This window comes from Paenibacillus sp. sgz302115, from assembly GCF_056120445.1.
This window is the reverse complement of sequence record NZ_JBVYOK010000004.1, coordinates 36,127-54,393: the sequence shown is the minus strand read 5'-3', so window position 1 is coordinate 54,393 and position 18,267 is coordinate 36,127. Positions and strand designations below refer to the sequence as shown.

The following is an 18,267-nucleotide window of genomic DNA, read 5'->3' as shown; positions in this document are numbered from 1 at the left end:
TCATGACGATGGAACAGCTCTGCTTCACAATAGACAGCCATGCCGCTTTTTCGCGGCACTTCAGACGATGAAATTTCATAGAAGGATAGATTTATTCAGCTTACGCTTGCAGATCAAGCACCAGTACATTTACAGAGTTGGCTGGCAGGTTCAGGACGATGTCGTTGCTGTCCAGGGAGACCTTGCGCTCGCTCGGCACAACCCTTTCATTGTTCTTCTTATTAACATTCGGCACATGCACAAGCGAGGAATCACCGGTCAAGGTAACCAGCTTCGCGGCTGTCTGAACGTGCAGGTCATGGAAATGGAGCTGCGTTGTTTTGTCCACATTGTCGGCGTTAACAAGCTTCACATATACATGCGCTGCGTCTTTTGTAACCGAGCTGAAAATTTCCCGGTTGTAGGCCTCCAGCTTATAATCCAGAATTTTGCTGGTCGTCCGGCCATCCGTATAGGAGCAAATCAGCCGTTCGCCGGTACCGCCGCCGTAATTCAGCGTTAGGGTATACTCAGTGTTGTCGGCAAGCTCCTCATATTGAGCCGCTCTTAAATTGCCCGCCGCCGTGCTGGAAGAGTAATCTCCCAAGGTGTACGCTTCTATGCCTTGCTTGTATACTTTAACGCCGGTGGCATTGCCGCCATACCCGATGGCATATTCGATGACATTTTTGGTTCCGGGATTAATATCCGTCAGACCCGCTCCCACGTAGAAGCCGTCTTCACCTGCAAGCCTTGTAGCGGCAACCTCCACTTTATAGTCAGTCCAGTTGTCATTCAGGATGTACAAGCCGTTCAGTCCGCCGTTCTGGGCCTTAAGCACAATTCCTTCTCCTGCCCGGACAACATAACCCGCAGAGCCGGGAATGACCTGCCATGCCGGGTCTAGCTGCTGTGTGAAATCCTGGTTCAAAAGCACGCTGCCGTCCTTGTTGGAGGTTACAGTCACCCGCTTAACCGCCACTTCGGCGTTGCCTGTCGCGATCTCGATGCCGCCATGCGGAATAAGCTCGGCCGGCTTGCCGTTTTTGTATGTCGAAAAGGATGTCTTCAGCACCTTGTCGCCCAAATATTTGGCATATAGCTGCTGTACATAGTAGTTCGGAGTGAACCATACGGTTTCATCATCGAACCAGATGCAGTCCGGGGTCCATCTGTACGTTCCATCTGTCAGCACCTTGTTGAACAGCGGCGCATAGGCGGACAGCAATACGACATCGGCGTTGTTTTCGAAGCCGGTCATAATCGCCGCCTCCGCTACAGCGCCCGCCAATGTATTTTTATCCGTGGAAGCATACTCTCCGACAAACACCTTCGAGGTTTCCTTCCAGTTCACACTTCCGTCCGGATTGGTTGCCCGGTAGTAGTAATTGTAACGGTCCACATTGTTCAGCAAATACTCATTGGAACGGTAATAGTGCTCGTCCGCGATGGTATCCATATAGTTCGGCTGTTTTTCGTACCAGGTTACGGTCTCTTCAATGACTTCATGCCCGTCGGCAAAAGCGACCTTGGCCGAGCCTTCCATATTGCCGCTCAGAAATTTCCAGCCCTGCTGATAGGCATCGTCATCCGCTTGAGCGCCGACTGTCGAAATAATGTGCAATGTATAGCCCGGATAGTTACGCTCCATGTATTCGTCAATGGACGTTTTGAACACTTCAAAATTGGCATAGAACTCTGTGCCCCAGTTTTCGTTGCCCACTCCCAGATAGTGCAGATCAAACGGCGCCTCATGGCCCATCTTCCGGCGCATGGCGGCCCATTCGTTGCCCGCAAAATCCGTACTGATTGCAAAATCAATCAAATCCGTAAAGTTCTTGATGTAATACTCTCTGAGCTTGCCTCCGGCAGGATGGGCATAATCGGAGCGGGCCTGGCACAGCACGCCGCAAGCCATAACCGGGAGCGGAGTAGCATTCAGGTCCTCGGCCAATTGGAAATACTCCATATAGCCCAGCCCCATAGTCATCATGTAGCCCCAGACGTTGTAGTTTTCCTTGCGAAGCTCGATGTCGCCCACTGAATCCTTCCAGTCATAGACATTCTCCCAAATGAAGGAGCCTTCAGAGATGCAGCCCCCCGGAAAACGCAGAAATTTCGGATGCATATCCACAAGCGCGTTGACCAGATCTTTTCTTAACCGGTAATTCGGGTTGCCCTGATAATTGGCATGCGCCGAAGCAGAACGCGGTTCTTCCCCTGCACCCCAAACATCCTGCGGCATCAAGGAGACCATATCAATGGAGATTTCACCGGCAAAAGTGAGCGCGAGCTGGCCCAGAACCGTAGCCGATCCCGTCAGCACCAGCTTGGCATCCACCCCGTACTTCTTCCATGTGCCGCCGCCTTCCACCTGCACAACTACGGCGTCACTTACGGCTTCGCCGTCCGGTGACTGCAATTCCACTGTAATTGTGCCCGCCGATTCAGCTTTGGCCCATATCGTAAAGTCATATTTAGCACCTGTCCGGACGGACATGGCACAATGCTGATTGGAATCGGCAAAGCCCCTGTTCCGAATGGTTGCCCCGTCAGCCACCTTCACATAATAGGAATTGACGTCCTTATCACTGATATTAAAAAATTCGTTAAGCCCCCCGCTGTTCTGCGGACTCATCCGGTCTACATCCCCGGACCAGGCGAATAGTGGCTCCCGGTTCCGGCCTGTGGAGCAGCCGCACTCTCCCGAAGCATGGGAATAGGTGTCAAAGGCGAAGGACTCGAAAGACCGGTTCTGCACCAGCTCGGCATAAATCCCACCGTCGGCTGCATTGTTAATGTCCTCATAGAACAAGCCGTACAGCACTTCGCTGACATCCAATATTTCCCGGTTCCCGTGCACGTTCAAGGTGTACGTCGGCAGATTCGGCGGGATAACCGATACTTCAAAGCTTTTCCGGCTAATGCAGGAGCCCTTGCTCACAATAGCGGTAAGCGTTACTCCATGCGCAGAGTCAATGGCCTGTATGTGTCCCTCGTTCGAGAGCACCTCAGGGCGGCTGGATTCCCAGGCAACCTGCACTGTTCCACCCAGCAGGGCAGAAGGCAAAGTCAGGTCATGGGCTACAATCGCTGTCGGCAAGCTCAGGTATTTGTCCCCGGCAAGCTTCACAATCTCCTCATCCGTCAGGGAGTCGCACATCACCTCAATCACTTTATCCGCAGATAAACCAGCTTTATAGATTCTGAAATCCGAGAGCGAACCGGCAAAATCATCGTCCGCCGCATATTGGGAGCGGCCGATAAAGTTGCTGCTGTAGTTGGACGTTTCGGTTAACGTCGCGAACCAGCGGCGAAGCTGGGCATAGTTGCCGCTGGAGGTCTGGCTGATGGAGCCGTCGGCAACCAATTCACCGTTCATATATACAACCGGACCTGCACTGCTTAACTTGCCGCCTTCCGTGCCAATGATGGATATCGCAATGTGCATCCACTCCCCGCTGGCAAAACCCCGGCCCGGATCAACAACCAGGTCTCCGCCCGCAGACAATGTTCCGCGCAATTGGCGGGTCAGGAACACAGCCGGTCCCGCCTCCCCATTGCCAAAATCAAAAATCCGTTCCCACACACTGGTCCCCTTGCCGAAGTTCACCCAGGCCGCAACCGTTATCCCGGTGTTGTCGCTCACTCCTGCAAGCAGAGTAGAGGGCAGCTCGATAAAGGACGAACCATTCCGTCCTCCCGCAAAGGTAACAGCCGGTCTGCCGCCTACCCCGGAGACCGCCGGAGGCAGCTTGCCGGCTGCAGCCCCGTGGTTGTTGTGACCCGAGCTGTCTTTGCCGGGGTTCTCTGCATCATCGAATCTGTAATGGGCGATCATTTGCTCTTGAAAAGTAGCCATATGCATTCTCCTATACATTTAATTAATAAAATAGTGAATAAATTAATAAAAGTATGAACTATACTTATCCTACTCTGTTTGCCTACCATTTATCAAGTTTTTCTTGCTGCAAAAGTTGAACTTTAGAATTTCATATTGGGCTCTGGTCGTAACTGCGGGGAATGTTTGGACTTCCGGCCGCTGTTGTCTGCAGATTTCTTGATTTTATACCGCTGTTCGCGGTTGAAATCCGCAGACAAAGGCGGACGCGTTCGCTCCTCCAGTTCCAAACTTCCCCTCCGTCACTTCGGCCCTTTTTATATTTCCTTTAGTTCAACTTAAAAAGATTTCACCTTCCGGCAATGCCAATAGGCTGTCGAGAAGTTCTCGACAGCCTGGACGGCCCTGCGGCGCAGTGCTGTGGTTTGCTTTTTGCAGCTTAAACTTAAAGCCCGTGCTTTAGCTCCGGTTATCCTTCACTGGCACTCCGAAATCCGGTGTGCCATCCTTTTTCCACCCGAATGCCTGTACCCGCGTATGACGGTTCGGATCATAGAGGGGATCACCGGTAATTTCCTTGTAATTACGCGCGTGATACACGATAACATCCCCGCCGTCTTCATCTACCGTAAAGCTGTTGTGTCCCGGTCCAAACTGGCCGTTCTCCTCCGTTGTCTGGAACACCGGCTCGGGATGCTTCGTCCATGAAGCGGCATCCAGCAGATCGCTGTTCTCATCCGCCGCAAGCAGCCCCATGCAATAATTGTGATCGGTGGCGCTGGCCGAGAAGCTGATGAAGATACGGCCATTTCGTTTGAGAACCGCTGCTCCTTCGTTGACTTTGAAGCCGATAATCTCCCACGGATGCTCAGGAGTCGATATCATCGTCTGCTTACCGCGCAGTGTCCAGGGGTTGCTCATTTCAGAGATGTACAGGTTGGAGTTGCCTTCAATTTCAGGGTCCTTCTGCGCCCACACATAATAGAGCACTCCCTTGTGCTGGAACGCCGTTGCATCCAGGGCAAAGGATTCCCAGGCTGTCTTCACCTGTCCTTTCTCCACCCAGGCTCCTTCCAGCGGATTGGCCGATTCATTCTCAAGCACATACATGCGGTGGTCGAACAGCCCTTCGTTCGTCTCAGTCGTATGTGCCGCCGCGAAATAAATGTACCACTTGCCCATAAGGTAATGAATTTCCGGTGCCCAGATATTCGCGCTAAGCGGTCCGGCTGCATATTTGCGCCAGGCCACAACAGGCTGAGCTTCCGGCAAGCCTTCCAGTGTTTTTGATCTTCTCACTTCGATCCGGTCATATTCAGGGACCGAAGCTGTGAAGTAATACCAGCCGTCAGTATGCTTGTACACCCAAGGATCGGCGCGCTGCTCCACCAGCGGATTGGTAAATGTTCTGTTTGCAGGCATAATGATCTCTCCTCTTTACTATGATGCCGGCTGCCGCAGCTATCCGGAGTTCACCCGTGCCCCGCCAGCCGGGAATGCATGTGTACCGTTTGCGATTCATGCATTACCAAATTAGCACAGCATTATTTTTATGTAAACATGAATTTATTTAGTTATATTTAAAATTAAACTCAAAAAACGACACCCGCACCAACCGCTGCCGCTGTCAATATCCCGGTTTACCATAACGTGAGCTGCACTGATTTGTCATCCGCTTTTTCGTAAAATCTAACCTTTTGACACATATTCGAACGTTGCTCTATTTACGCATACCCTGTGTAAAATATAAGATTTAAGTGAAAACCTGCTCATATAATCTGGATATAGGAGAATAAAAAAATGACCTTAGACAACAAACCGCTCCTGACAACCCTGCAGCCCCACATTCAAAGCTTCCCCATGAATCAGGTTACGCTGACCGACCCGTATATGGTTAACGCTTTTGCCAAAGAAAACCTCTATCTCAAAAGCTATGACCCCGACCGGCTCCTCGCCGGCTTCCGCGAAAACCGGGGGCTCGCTCCCAAAAGCGAAAAATACCCCGGCTGGGAAAATACCGAAATCAGAGGGCATACGCTGGGTCATTATCTGACGGCGCTGGCTCAGGCTTACCAAAGTACCGGCAGCGGCGGGCTTTTGCAACGGCTGGAATATATCATAGACGAGCTGGCGGAATGCCAGTTCGATAACGGCTACTTGTCGGCTTTTCCCGAGAAGCTGTTCGATCATGTAGAAAATAAACAGCCTGCCTGGGTTCCCTGGTATACCATGCACAAAATCATCGCAGGTCTGGTCGCCGTCTACAGCTCAACCCGCAGCGCAGCGGCGTACAGCATAGTTTCCCGGCTGGGCGAGTGGGTGTATCGGCGCGTCTTCGCCTGGTCGCCTGAAATTCAGGAACGGGTACTCGCAGTTGAGTACGGAGGAATGAACGATTGCCTCTATGACCTGTATAAGATTACGCAAGACGAGCATCATCTGTACGCAGCCCATATGTTCGATGAGCTGACATTATTCACTCCAGTCCATGAAGGCCGGGATATTCTCAAAGGCAAACATGCCAATACGACGATTCCGAAGTTTCTCGGTGCGCTGAACCGTTATCTTGTGCTGGGAGAAGGCGAGCGCTTCTATCTGGAAGCTGCAGTAGAGTTCTGGGACATGGTTGTCAACCACCATAGCTATGTTACCGGCGGGAACAGCGAATGGGAGCATTTCGGCGATCCGGATATTCTGGACGGGGAACGCTCCAACTTTACCGCCGAGACCTGCAACACCTACAACATGCTGAAGCTGACCAGAGAATTGTTCAAGCTCACGGGCGATATCAAATACGCGAATTTTTATGAAAATACGTTCATCAACGCCATTCTTTCGTCACAGCATCCGCACACCGGCATGACGATGTATTTTCAGCCGATGGCTACGGGCTATTTCAAAGTGTACAGTTCTCCCTTCGAGCACTTCTGGTGCTGTACCGGAACCGGCATGGAGAGCTTCACCAAGCTGAATGACAGCCTGTATTTCCACCGGGGCAACAGCATTTATATTAATCAATACGCCAGCTCCAGCCTGATGTCGGAACAGCACCGGATTGAGCTGATACAGTCGGCTAATCTTCCTTACAATGACACGGTCACATTTACAGTGCGTACCCTGGACAGCCTGGAAGCCACACTTGCGCTGCATTTTCGCATTCCAGAGTGGATTGCCGGGCCGATGCAAATTCAATTGAACGGTGAGGCGGTGGCCTACAAGACTGAGGGCGGTTATGCAGTTCTGGAGAAAAGCTGGAAGGAAGGCGACAAGCTGAGCATTCAATTGCCGATGAAGCCGTACTACCACACACTGCCAGACGCGCCGAATGTAGTGGCCTTCAAATACGGACCGGTAGTGCTCAGCGCCGCTTTGGGAAAAGAAGACTTGACTCAGTCCGCAACAGGCGTGGCCGTCAGCGTGCCGACGAAGAATATGCTGATCAAGGATTTCATTACGCCGTCGAACCAGAGCATCGGCGAATGGCTTGACCGCTTCGAGGAGCATTTTGTACGCAGCAATGATGAACTGGTCTTCGTCCTGCGGGGAACAGATGAGGACGGGCGGCTGGAATTCACACCGCATTACAAGCAGCATGAGGAACGCTACGGCATCTACTGGAAGCTTGTAGAGCCGGATTCGCGGGAATTGCAGGAGCATATTTTGCAGGGAAAACAAAATCAGACCATCCGCGAGGCCACCATTGACAGTCTGCCGGTAGGCAATGATCAATACGAGCTTGAGCATGGCGTCAAAGGAGAGAATACCTCCGTCGCCGTCTGGGACGGGTACACCCTGAGACAAGCGGAGAACAACGGCTGGTTCAGCTACCGGCTGAAGGTGCTTCCTGAGCAGGACAACTATTTGTCTGTCACCTGCTTCTCCGGCAACAACGGCAGAACCCTTGATATTTATGTAGACGGCGAGCTGCTTGTCAGCGATACTCTCATGACGGATAAGGTCCGCACCTTCTATAACAAACGCTATCTCATTCCGGCAGAGCGGATACAGTCCTCCACCGAGGTAGAAGTCAAATTCGTCATTCCGGGGCAAATGAACGGAATCTTTGATCTGCTGCGGATGATGACAAGCTACAGCAGTGATGCGGAGCTGGCGGATCTGCACTTTGATGCAGGCACCCTCTCCAAGACGTTCACCGCCGGTCAGTCCGACTATACCTTGACAGTGGCCGCCGGTACGCCGGCTGTGCGTATGCATGCCGTACCGTCACACAAAAATGCGCTCGTCTATATCAATGATATCCTGATCGAGGATACCCTTCCGAGAACAGTATTCCTTCCGGATCATATTACGAGCTTGCATATCATCGTCAAGGCAGAGGATCTGGAGACGGCTAAGGAATACAAAGTTACTATTATTAAACCGGCCTAGAACAACAGATCCAGTAGTATAAAAATAACCGGTCTGCCGAGCAGGTTCACCGCTCCGGCAGGCCGGTTGTTTTTATGAAGCATGCTATGTTAGTTTTATTTATACAGCTATGCTATATAAGTTGAACTAAAAAATCATAAAAAAGGGCGGAAGTGACGGAGGGGAAGTTTGGAACTGTAGGAGCGATAGCGTTCGCCTTTGTCTGCGGATTTCCACCGCAACGAGCGGTATAAATCAAGAAATCTGCAGACAACAGCGGCCGGAAGTCCAAACATTCCCCGCAGTTACGGCCAGACCTCAATATGAACACCTAAAGTTCAACTTATATAGAAAGGGGGCCACACGAATGATTGCTTACAAACTGGCGGTAGACAAGCCTGTTGATCTGGAGATTACGGGGAAATTTGTTGCGCCGTCGCCGGACTGGATGCATTTGAGCCGGGTGCTGTGCGATTACGAGCTTATTGTTATGACCAGCGGCACATTGTATCTTGCCAGCGGCGAGCAGCGTTTTTCCGTATCCAAAGGAGAGTATCTGCTCCTCCCGCCGCTCACGAAGCAATATGGATATAAAGCCTCCGAGTGCAGCTTCTACTGGCTGCATTTCTCTTCGGAGAATGCCATCGAAGTGACAGAGCCCGCCTCCGTTTCCCCTAGCGTAAGCGCTGGAGAAGTGATTCTGCCCCAGTCGGGAACACTAAGCAGCCTGGAAAAAATCATCGTCATGATGAAACAGCTTCAGGACTCCGTCCGCTGCTACAACGACAAGACGCTGAACAATTATATGTCCACCGTCATTTTGTGCGAGCTGTACAACCAGGTCATTTTCTCATCGCACCCTCCTGCTGGAAAAAGCAAACAGGAGCAGCTCTACAATGACATCGTGGATTATATCAAATGGAGCCGGAGCGAGCATATCAAGGTGTCCCAAATCGCTGATTATTTTGGCTACAATGAGAAATATCTCTCTCATCTCTTCAGCACAATTTCCGGCACATCCCTGAAGCAGTATATCCTGCAGCAAAAGATGGAGCTGGCCAAATTTCTGCTGACAGACACCAACCAGAATATTAACGAGGTCTCGCTCCAGCTCGGCTATAAGGATTCCCACACCTTCATGAAATCCTTCAAAAAAATCGTCGGCCTGACCCCAAGCGAGTTCCGCAATGCCTATGCCAAACGGCTGCTTTTTTACGAATAAGCTGCGCTCAGCAGCTTTCCTGTCCCTCCAGAGCGCAGATCATTCTGATTGGCGCCGCTTGGCTGCAGCTTCATCAATCGCTTGCTGGATATCGGCCAAGGCCGCTTTAAGCGGCTGACCTGCCAAATATTTATTAACACCCTCCTGAATCTTCACCTGAAGCGATTCCGTGGAGACGGTGTGCGGCCAATAGAGCGTCGCATCCTCACGTGTCACCGCCGCTGCAATAGAGGACACGGAATCCGTACGACCTGTCGGCGCCGATATTACAGAAGGCACGGCCAACGCTCCTGCTGCCAGCTTCTCCTGTGTGGTTCTGCCGTTCATAAACGCCACGAACTGCTTCGCTTCCTCAGGATGCTCCGTTCTGGAGCTGATTACCCGATACGTACCGACATTGATGTTGGGTACCGTCTTCACGCTGCCCGGCACCATCATAAACCGGATATCCTGTGCGGGATTCCGCTCCTTGATGCTTGGAATGTCCCAGGTTCCGGTAATAATCATTGCCGCCTGGCCGCTGCCGACCAAATCCTTCGATTGTTCATGCTTCAGGCTTTTCCAGTTCGGCGGAACCCATTCCCGGTCAATAATCTCCCGGTGCTTTTGGATGGCATCCACAAACACCGGATTATCAATCGGGATCTCGCCGCTCTCCAGCTTCTTCGTCCAGGCAGAATCGGCTCCGTTATCCGACATAATGGACCCCCAAAAGAACTGGGCCGTAGACCACTCTGCATCCATTGCTACCGGTATGATGCCAGCCTGCTTCAGCTTCAGGCAGAGCGTAATGAATTCATCCCAGGTTCGCGGAACCTCCAGCCCAAGGCGGTCAAACAATGTTTTGTTGTAGAGCAGCCCGTCACTGTGCATCACCTCCGGCGCCCCGTATACCCGCTCCCCGATTGTGACCGGCAACAGCGAATTGGGATAGAATTCCTTGAGAAATGAGGCCCCTGTCAAGTCCAGGTACACATCACTCCGCAAGGCGCGGAATTCCTCGAACAAGCTGGGCGACCACGTATCGAACACATCCATTGGCTCGCCGCCAAGCAGCCTGATCTTGATACCGGATGTATAATTGTTGTTCTGAATAAAGTCTGCATCAATTTTGATATTGGGATGGAGCTTTTCAAATTCGGCAATCGCATCAAAGTACACCTTGCCCGCCTGCGCCGTGTCCAGCAGATAGCTGGAGTATCGCAGCGTGATCTGTTCACTCTCACCTGGTGCATCGCCGGAAAGGAGGAACGCGTCAGAATGGCTCTGTGAGCTACAGCCGGCAATCGTCAGCAGCAGCACGGCGGCGCTGGCCCGAATCCGGAGCGTGTTCATTATCATGACGTTCCTCCCCCTTCAATCTATTCTCCAACCAGTCTCAGATGGTATAGGGCAGAGGCATGATCCGCTCCGCTCAGTTCGCCGGTCTCCGGCCTCTTGATGGCAAGAAAGGGATTATGCTCTGCGCTGCTTATCCCTCTGGAGCTGTATACACCCTGCACGCCGGGATAGATTTCGCGCTTCACTACATGCCGCTCGCGGCTCAAGGCCCCCGACAAATGAATCATCTCGTAGTCTGCATCAGGCAGATCGAGGCACGCGCTCAGCAGACGCGTCAGCGTGAAGTGGGCATCCCCTAAGTTGACGATATGCGCATCGCGTGTAATTGCTGGAACATCCCGGAAAATCGTGTAGCTGAGGTGCAGTTCGGCCCCGATCAGCGAATCGCGCAGATTGAGCTCCAGGGTCATAGCTTCTTCTTTTGATTCCACATAGGTTGCAGGCATTCCTTCCAGCTTGCGCTTGCCGCCATAGATAACATGAGACACATAACGAAAATCAGTGATCCGGCTGCCGTTCTCCTGCTTGATTTCAAAAGCCGGATGCCGGAAATCAGTTGTCCCATAGGCGGGATATTCTTGCTTGGTATGCTGAAGCGACAGCTCATAACTGATCATCCCGTTAGTCAGATGAAATTCACGCGAGCTATCGTGATAATGAATCTGCATTTCAACCTCTCCGATCCATAAATTCTGGCTTAGGGTAGACCGCTTCCGTCAGCAGGCAATCAGAGCTTGCCCCCCGAGGTTGCGATGCCCTCAATAAATTGTCTCTGGAACAGGACATATATCAGCAGCATTGGCCAAATGGCCAGCACGGATGCCGCCATCAGCTCCGGGTAGTCAACAGAAAAGGCGCTTTGAATCTTCGCCAGAGCCGAGGAGAGCGTTGCAGCGTTAGCGCCTGTATTGACGATCATCGGCCACATCAGATCCTTGAAGGAGAAAAGAGCTGTGAAGATGCCAAGGGCCACCAGGCCCGACCGTACCAGCGGCAGCATAATTCGTGCAAATGTCTGTCCGATATTGCAGCCGTCAATTTTTGCAGCTTCCTCCAGCTCCTTAGGCAGTCCCATAAAAAATTGTCTCAGCAAAAAGGTGCCAAAGGCGCTTACAAGCCCCGGAAACAACAATGCGAAAATCGTATTGCGCATGCCAAGCGCATCAACCATCAAATATTGCGGGATAATGAAGATCTGGGTCGGCACCATCATTTGAAACAAAACGAGACTGAAAAAGAAATTGCGTCCCGGGAACTTCAGTCTTGCAAAAGCATAGGCGGCCATCGCGCTGAACAATACGGCGCACAGCACGCGTAATGCCATCATAGCAAACGTGTTCCAGTACAGGATGAGAAAGTTGTTCTGGCGCCACACCTCTGCATAGTTCTCCACTTTCCATGTCTTAGGAAAAAACACAAAAGGATTCATCGAGGTTGACTCCGTAACCGTCTTAAAGGAGGTCAGTACCATCCAGACGAACGGCAAAATCATCGCGGCGGCTCCCAGGAGCAGCACTATATGAGCTACGATACGGTTAATGCGTTTCTGTTTGTCCATACTGACACCTCCTACATGTAATTGACCCATTTTTTTTGCGCTCTCATCTGGAAGAAGGTAATAATCATGATCAACGCCAGCAGCACCATCACAATCGCTGAACCATACCCCTTATTCGAGTACTTGAACGAGTTGTTATAGAACAGATACACAAGTGAAACCGTATTGTCATAGGCCGGATTGGTCACATCAATCATCATATAGATGACATCGAATACTTGCATGGCCTGAATGATCGAGGTCACTACAACGAAAAATAGCGTGGGTGATACAAGCGGCAGCGTAATTACAAAAAATTGGCGTACCCGGCTGGCTCCGTCAATATCAGAGGCTTCGTAGAAGTCCTTCGGAATCTCCTGAAGACCGGCGAGAAGCAGCACCATATTATAGCCTATGACACTCCAGATTCCGATAATCGCAATCGCAAAGAGCGCTACGTTCGGGTCTGTCGTCCAATTAACAGCAGGAAGGCCCAGCTTGGATAGCACATAATTAATCAAGCCGTAATGCTGGTTATACATCCATCTCCATACCATAGTGATTGCCGCAGGAGCGGCGACCATCGGAATGAAATAGATTGTACGATAGAGTGAGCGGCCTGAGAGCTTGCCGTTCAGCAAGACAGCAACAAGCATCGCGATTGCAATACTTGCAGGCACAACCAGTAGCGTGTACAGCAACGTATTGCCGACTGCATGCCATACTTGCGAATCATGGATCAGCTTGCGGTAATTCTCGAATCCCACATAGATATTGCCTTTGCCGAAATCTCCGCTCTTGAAGAAGCTGAGATAAGCGGTCTGAATAATCGGAATGAAATTAAGAAATAAGAGTCCGATTATCGTAGGCGCGCTCAGGAACCAGCCCCAGAACCATTCATTCCAGGTTTTGGCCCCGATCTTTTTGTTAACGGTATGATTCATCTGCCCCATCTCCTATCAAACCCTGTGGCAACCGGAAGGTTGCCACAGGCAGTTGGCTCATGCTTATTTCTCTTCCGCAAGGCTCTCATTCATCACCTGAGCTGCATTTTTGGCCGCTTCCTCGACTGATACCTTGCCGCTAAATGCCGGCTTGAGCGCTTCATAGGCCTTATCTTCCCACACAGCCGTCGTATTGGAATACGGACGAATCACACCATAGTTGACCATATCGACAAATGCCTTAATATTGAACGTCTTGTTCGAGTTGATCCACAAATCGGCGGCGCCTTTATAGGCTGAGATGGCTACCCCCAGTTCCGCCTGACGCTCCTGTCCTTCCTTGGAGCTAAGATACTCTACGAACTTCCATGCCTCTTCCGGATGCTTGGTCTTGGCATCTATTGCATTGCCGAGGCCGTTGTAGATCGAAGCTTGTTTAACCTTTTTAGGCAATACCGCCACATCGAAATTTTTAGCCATATACTCATTTTCTGCGAAGCCGGCCAGGTTCCATGACCCAAACAAGCCCATCGCCGCCTTTCCGTTCTTCAACAGATCGGCGCGCTCAGCATCGCCATATACCTCAGGCGACAGTCCTTCGCGTACAAAGTTTACATAGAATTTAAGAGCTTCAATCGTCTTAGGGTCGTCATAACCCGATTTTTTGTCGGCTGTGATGATGGTGCCATCGTTCTGGTAGACAAAGTTATAATATCCTTCCTGATTGTGCAGCGGCGCGAGGAAGCCGTATACTCCATCCTTCGTCAGCGTTTTGGCTGCCTTGTGAAGATCATCCCATGTCCAGTTCTCATCCGGGTATTTGAGATTTGCCTTATCAAACAACGTTTTGTTGTACCATAGCCCAATGGTGTCAAAATCCTTCGGAATCGCATATTGCTTGCCCTGCAGATTATAGATCTGGTCAAGTCCTTCCGGATAATTATCCAGCTTGACGTCAGTGCTCTTGCTTATACGGTCCGTAAGATCAAGCAGCATGCCGTTGCTTGCATATCGGTAGATTTCGTTGGAGTGCATCCAGAACACATCCGGCAATGACCCTCCTGTGGCTCCGGCTTCCAGCATCGTCCAATAATCCGACCAGCCTGTCACCTCAATGTTAACCTTGATGTTCGGATTCTTGCTTTCGAATTCATCGGCAATAGTCCGAAGTCCCTTTTCCTGATTTGAATCCCAGATCGCATACGTAAGTGAGACTTTGTCCCCGCTCGCCGCCTGGGTGGCCGACGCTGCATTTGTCGCTTCCGCCGATGGTGAAGCTGCATTGTTCCCTTTGCCGTTTCCACAACCAGTAAGGGCGGCCGCCGTAAGCATGATGGACAATACGATCGCTAAGCTTTTTTTCTTCACTAGAATTACCCCCAACTTCCATTTAGGATATACTGCATCTGCTGCATCTCCAATATTAGGGGAACAATGCTGCCATCAAAATGAATGATTTTTACGGAACATTTCCCTTTTTTGACCGTTTGGCAACTGAACAAAAAAAGCGCACCCGGGGCAGATGCACTTCTTTTACTGATCGTATTCTTTTTTTGACAATTTCCGTTTTATCCCCTGTATTCCTCGGGACTCATGCCGCATAACTTTTTAAACAGCTTGCTGAAGTAAGCCGTATTCGGATAACCCACCCTTTCTGCAACCTCATATACCTTCACATTTCTCTCCTTCAGCATATTCTTAGCCTTTTCCATGCGCAAACGGGTCAGGAAGCTGACAAAATTCTCACCTGTCTCCTGCTTGAACACCCGGCTGAGATAGGAGGCATTCACATTAATCCGGTCCGCCACCGACTGAAGAGAGATGTCCTCAGCATACAACTGCATAATTAATTCGCTGGCTTGCTCCGCATAACTTCTGGGCGATTCACGATCCAGCATTTGCATTCTGCATTGCTCCAGATAGCCGATGACAGTCCGGTTAAGCCCCTCAAGACTTTCCTCATGAAGAATGATTTCATAGACTGTAAGTCCATCCTCATTCGGTTCGGGAAGCGCCGGGAAGCACGACTGGATCGCAGCGAGCATCCGGATATAGATCGACCGCGCCGCCTGCTTTGTGCAGCCTTCCCGCAGCATTTTATCCTTCAGACTATTCAGATACGTTATCGCCTCTTTACTTCCGCTCTCCGTATCCTGTCTAAACTTTCTCATTGCCAACCTGTCGATGACCAGCCGGCCCCCGCCCCTTTGTCTGATCCCCTTCTTATCATAAAAGGAAAGACCGCTCCCGCTTTCGAAGAACAACGCGTCGAGCGCCGCCTCCGCCTCCTGGTATGCCCGTTTTATGCCTTCAAAGCCTGACGCCGGTTCACTTACGCCGATTGACATGGTCAGCTTCAAGAAATCCTTCATTGCCGTTTGAACCTTACCCACAACACGCTCAATTTCCTCACGGACGATACGCCCTTCCTGCTCCAGGTCCAGCAGCAGCACATATTCAGCGGAGTTCATGACTATGATCTCCTTGGCACGCTTGCGCGGTATAATCTCCTCCAGAATGTTGGCGACAGAATAGCGCAGCAGCTTTTCGTCCTGCTCCACATATTTGCGTCTCAGCTGCTCGAAATGATTAATGCGCAATTTGATGAGCACCATCGGCTCATCCTTCAGACGGATGCGCAGGGATTCACGGCTTGCAAGCACATCTCCGGCACCTTTGAAGCCGCTGATGAGCTCCTTGATCAGTGTTTCCTTCAAATATTCAATACTCTCCTTGTAAGAGCCTGGCGGCATTTCATCAGACCTGTCAGGGGGAGTGTGGACAGCCCGTTTCTTGACAATATCCAGCACACTCAGAAGCTGTGCAGGCTTCATATCACTTTTAATCAGATAATCCGTCGCTCCAAGCCGAATCGCCTCCTGCGCATGCTGGAATTCCTCAAGGCAACTGAGGATCACGAACTGTCCGCCCAGATTCATCCGCCGTGCCTCCCGAATCATCTCAAGACCATCCATAACCGGCATCTTAATGTCTGTAATAATCAGATCGGGCTGATGTGTTCTGGCCAGCTCCAGCGCCTCACGTCCGTTTCCCGCCTCACCCAGAATCGTAAAGCCTTCGCCTTCCCAATGAATAATTGACTTGAGTCCGATTCGCATCAGCAGCTCGTCATCAACAATAAGAACGCCTAACATGCTCATAATGTCTCCTCCCCGTTCCTTAGCGGAATTCGAATTACGAATACCGTGCCTTTGCCCAGACTGCTCTCGAACGACACACCGTAAGGCTCCCCAAAAACGCGGCGGATACGCTGATGCACATTGATAATTCCGATGCCGCCGCTGTCTTCCGCACCGCCAAGCCTGCTTTTCAGCTGATCCGCCGTGTCTGCATCCATGCCGTTGCCATTGTCCCTCACCGTTATAGCAAGTTCGAAATCTCCCATACGCCGGACTTCGATCGACACAAGCCCGTCCTCCTGATCCGCAATTCCATGAAAGATGGCGTTCTCCACCAGCGGTTGAATGCTTAGCTTGGGAATTTCCTGCTGCTCCAGCGATTCCTCGATCTCGCAGTGGAAGTCAATCCGGTTGAAATAGCGGACCTTTTGAATGACAATGTAATGACCAATGTGCTCAAGCTCTTCGCGAATAGGAACCAGCCTGTTGTTCGTTTTGGCGGTATAACGAAGCATAGAGATCAGTGCTTCCGTCATCTCTACGATCTTCTCCGAGTGCTGCATGGTTGCAATCCATTTGACCGAATTCAGTGTATTGTACAAAAAATGAGGGTTAATCTGGGCCTGCAATGCCCGGATTTCGGCCTCCACCTTCTGCTCCTGCTCATCGTAGATCCGTTCCACAAGCTGCTTCAATTCAGTAGACATTTGCTCAAATCTGCTTGCCATCACACCAATCTCATCATTGGACCTGACCGCCGGCAAGTTATCGAACTTTCCTTGCTCAACGAGCGTTATATTGCGGATCAATTGCTTGATCGGCCGGGTGATGAGGTTTGACATATACACAGAGCTAATCAGGGCAAACAAGACCAGGACGATAACGATCGTCCACAAATTCCGTTTGAGGATGTCGCTTTCAACAGCAAGATCTTCAACCGGCATATACATATACGTCTTCCAGTGATGCAGCTCAAACGGCGCCTGAATCAGGATGTAGTCTTTGCCTGACACGCGGACAACTTGCCGGTCCGAATCCGTAGCCAGCTCACGTTCACCTATCGGAAACAGTGTGTTGAACGGCTTGCCGATCAGACTGTAATTATTATTGAATATAATTCTGTCGCTATCATCCACAACCGTAAATGCGGAGCGGCCTCCAGCCTGCATCCGTTTGTTCAGCCGGTTGATAAAGTCAATATCCACGCTCACGACCATGATGCCGAGCAGCTTGCCATTTTCCATATCAAAAACCTTGCGCAAATTGTAAATGGCCCAGTTGTTGTCTCCCTTGGTCTGCAGATCAAGCCTTGTAGGCAAATCGAGCGTAATATCGTCTGAACGCAAAAAATTGTTGAACCAGCCCTCACCCCTGGGATGATAGGTGTAATCTATAGGCTTGTTCGGAGCTATATAGAGGTCGTTGCCGTTATTCAGATTGTAGACATAGATGGAAATAGCGCGATCCTTCATCGTAATATAGTTCATCAGCAACTGGGTGGCCTGCAGCTCGTTCGTAACGGAGCTGTTGTGCAAATAGTTTTGTACCGGATAATTTTCCTGCGAGATGGGGGAGATATAGCTGTTGATCCCATAGCTGGAAATGAGGGAAATCTGCTTCGTGTCCTCCAGAAATTCCTCGATACGAATGTTCGACTGTCTCGTAACATCCGCCAGCAGATCCGTATATTTGCGCTCAAGCAGCTGCTGGGAGGAAATGTAGGAGTTGATGAACATGATAACAACCGGTATCAGAATGGCCAGCAGGAAAAAGAACATCATTTTGTTCTTAACACTTACAAAGCGGCGGGTCTGAGCCAATTTAAAACCTCCGGGTCGCTCGAATGATAGAATACCTCTAATGATAGACTTTTAGGTGCTTTCTTTCTACCCTGC

General features: G+C 50.8%; 11 protein-coding genes. 2 read left to right on the top strand and 9 right to left on the bottom strand.

All coding sequences use genetic code 11. The annotated features are described in order from the left end of the window. Positions 1-100 precede the first annotated feature (100 nt). Positions 101-3,841 carry an alpha-L-arabinofuranosidase C-terminal domain-containing protein gene (locus AC0LWN_RS10855; protein WP_474665094.1) on the bottom strand — a complete coding sequence of 1,247 codons (3,741 nt, stop codon included), beginning with the start codon at positions 3,839-3,841 and terminating at the stop codon, positions 101-103. Between the two features lie 438 nt (positions 3,842-4,279). Beyond that, positions 4,280-5,242: a glycoside hydrolase family 43 protein gene (locus tag AC0LWN_RS10850; RefSeq protein WP_474665092.1), complete on the bottom strand. Its 963-nt coding sequence runs from the start codon at positions 5,240-5,242 to the stop codon at positions 4,280-4,282. 378 nt (positions 5,243-5,620) lie between these two features. On the opposite strand from AC0LWN_RS10850, the gene AC0LWN_RS10845 reads away from it, so the two are divergent. Both AC0LWN_RS10845 and AC0LWN_RS10840 read left to right on the top strand, forming a co-directional pair. After that, positions 5,621-8,209 (top strand): beta-L-arabinofuranosidase domain-containing protein, encoded by a 2,589-nt coding sequence (locus AC0LWN_RS10845; RefSeq protein WP_474665090.1) that lies wholly within the window; start codon positions 5,621-5,623, stop codon positions 8,207-8,209. Between the two features lie 346 nt (positions 8,210-8,555). Then, positions 8,556-9,410, top strand: coding sequence for an AraC family transcriptional regulator (locus AC0LWN_RS10840; RefSeq protein ID WP_474665088.1), 855 nt, complete (start codon positions 8,556-8,558; stop codon positions 9,408-9,410). Positions 9,411-9,449: 39 nt separating this feature from the next. On the opposite strand, the gene AC0LWN_RS10835 is transcribed toward AC0LWN_RS10840, so the two are convergent. The 7 genes from AC0LWN_RS10835 to AC0LWN_RS10805 form a co-directional block, all read right to left on the bottom strand. Next, a complete protein-coding gene (locus AC0LWN_RS10835; RefSeq protein ID WP_474665086.1) occupies positions 9,450-10,751 on the bottom strand; it encodes an ABC transporter substrate-binding protein in 1,302 nt (433 codons plus the stop codon). Between the two features lie 20 nt (positions 10,752-10,771). Further along, the gene (locus AC0LWN_RS10830) at positions 10,772-11,419 is read right to left on the bottom strand and encodes a glycoside hydrolase family 36 N-terminal domain-containing protein (RefSeq protein ID WP_474665084.1); all 648 of its coding nucleotides are present in this window, start codon (positions 11,417-11,419) and stop codon (positions 10,772-10,774) included. A 59-nt stretch (positions 11,420-11,478) separates the two neighbouring features. Further along, positions 11,479-12,309 carry a carbohydrate ABC transporter permease gene (locus AC0LWN_RS10825; protein WP_474665082.1) on the bottom strand — a complete coding sequence of 277 codons (831 nt, stop codon included), beginning with the start codon at positions 12,307-12,309 and terminating at the stop codon, positions 11,479-11,481. A gap of 11 nt (positions 12,310-12,320) precedes the next feature. After that, the gene (locus AC0LWN_RS10820; protein ID WP_474665080.1) at positions 12,321-13,232 is read right to left on the bottom strand and encodes a carbohydrate ABC transporter permease; all 912 of its coding nucleotides are present in this window, start codon (positions 13,230-13,232) and stop codon (positions 12,321-12,323) included. 63 nt (positions 13,233-13,295) lie between these two features. Then, a complete protein-coding gene (locus tag AC0LWN_RS10815) occupies positions 13,296-14,600 on the bottom strand; it encodes an ABC transporter substrate-binding protein (RefSeq protein WP_474665078.1) in 1,305 nt (434 codons plus the stop codon). Positions 14,601-14,800: 200 nt separating this feature from the next. Continuing rightward, a complete protein-coding gene (locus tag AC0LWN_RS10810; RefSeq protein ID WP_474665076.1) occupies positions 14,801-16,393 on the bottom strand; it encodes a response regulator in 1,593 nt (530 codons plus the stop codon). Then, the gene (locus tag AC0LWN_RS10805) at positions 16,390-18,192 is read right to left on the bottom strand and encodes a sensor histidine kinase (protein WP_474665074.1); all 1,803 of its coding nucleotides are present in this window, start codon (positions 18,190-18,192) and stop codon (positions 16,390-16,392) included. Before AC0LWN_RS10805 ends, AC0LWN_RS10810 begins: the two co-directional genes overlap by 4 nt. Positions 18,193-18,267: the final 75 nt, after the last annotated feature.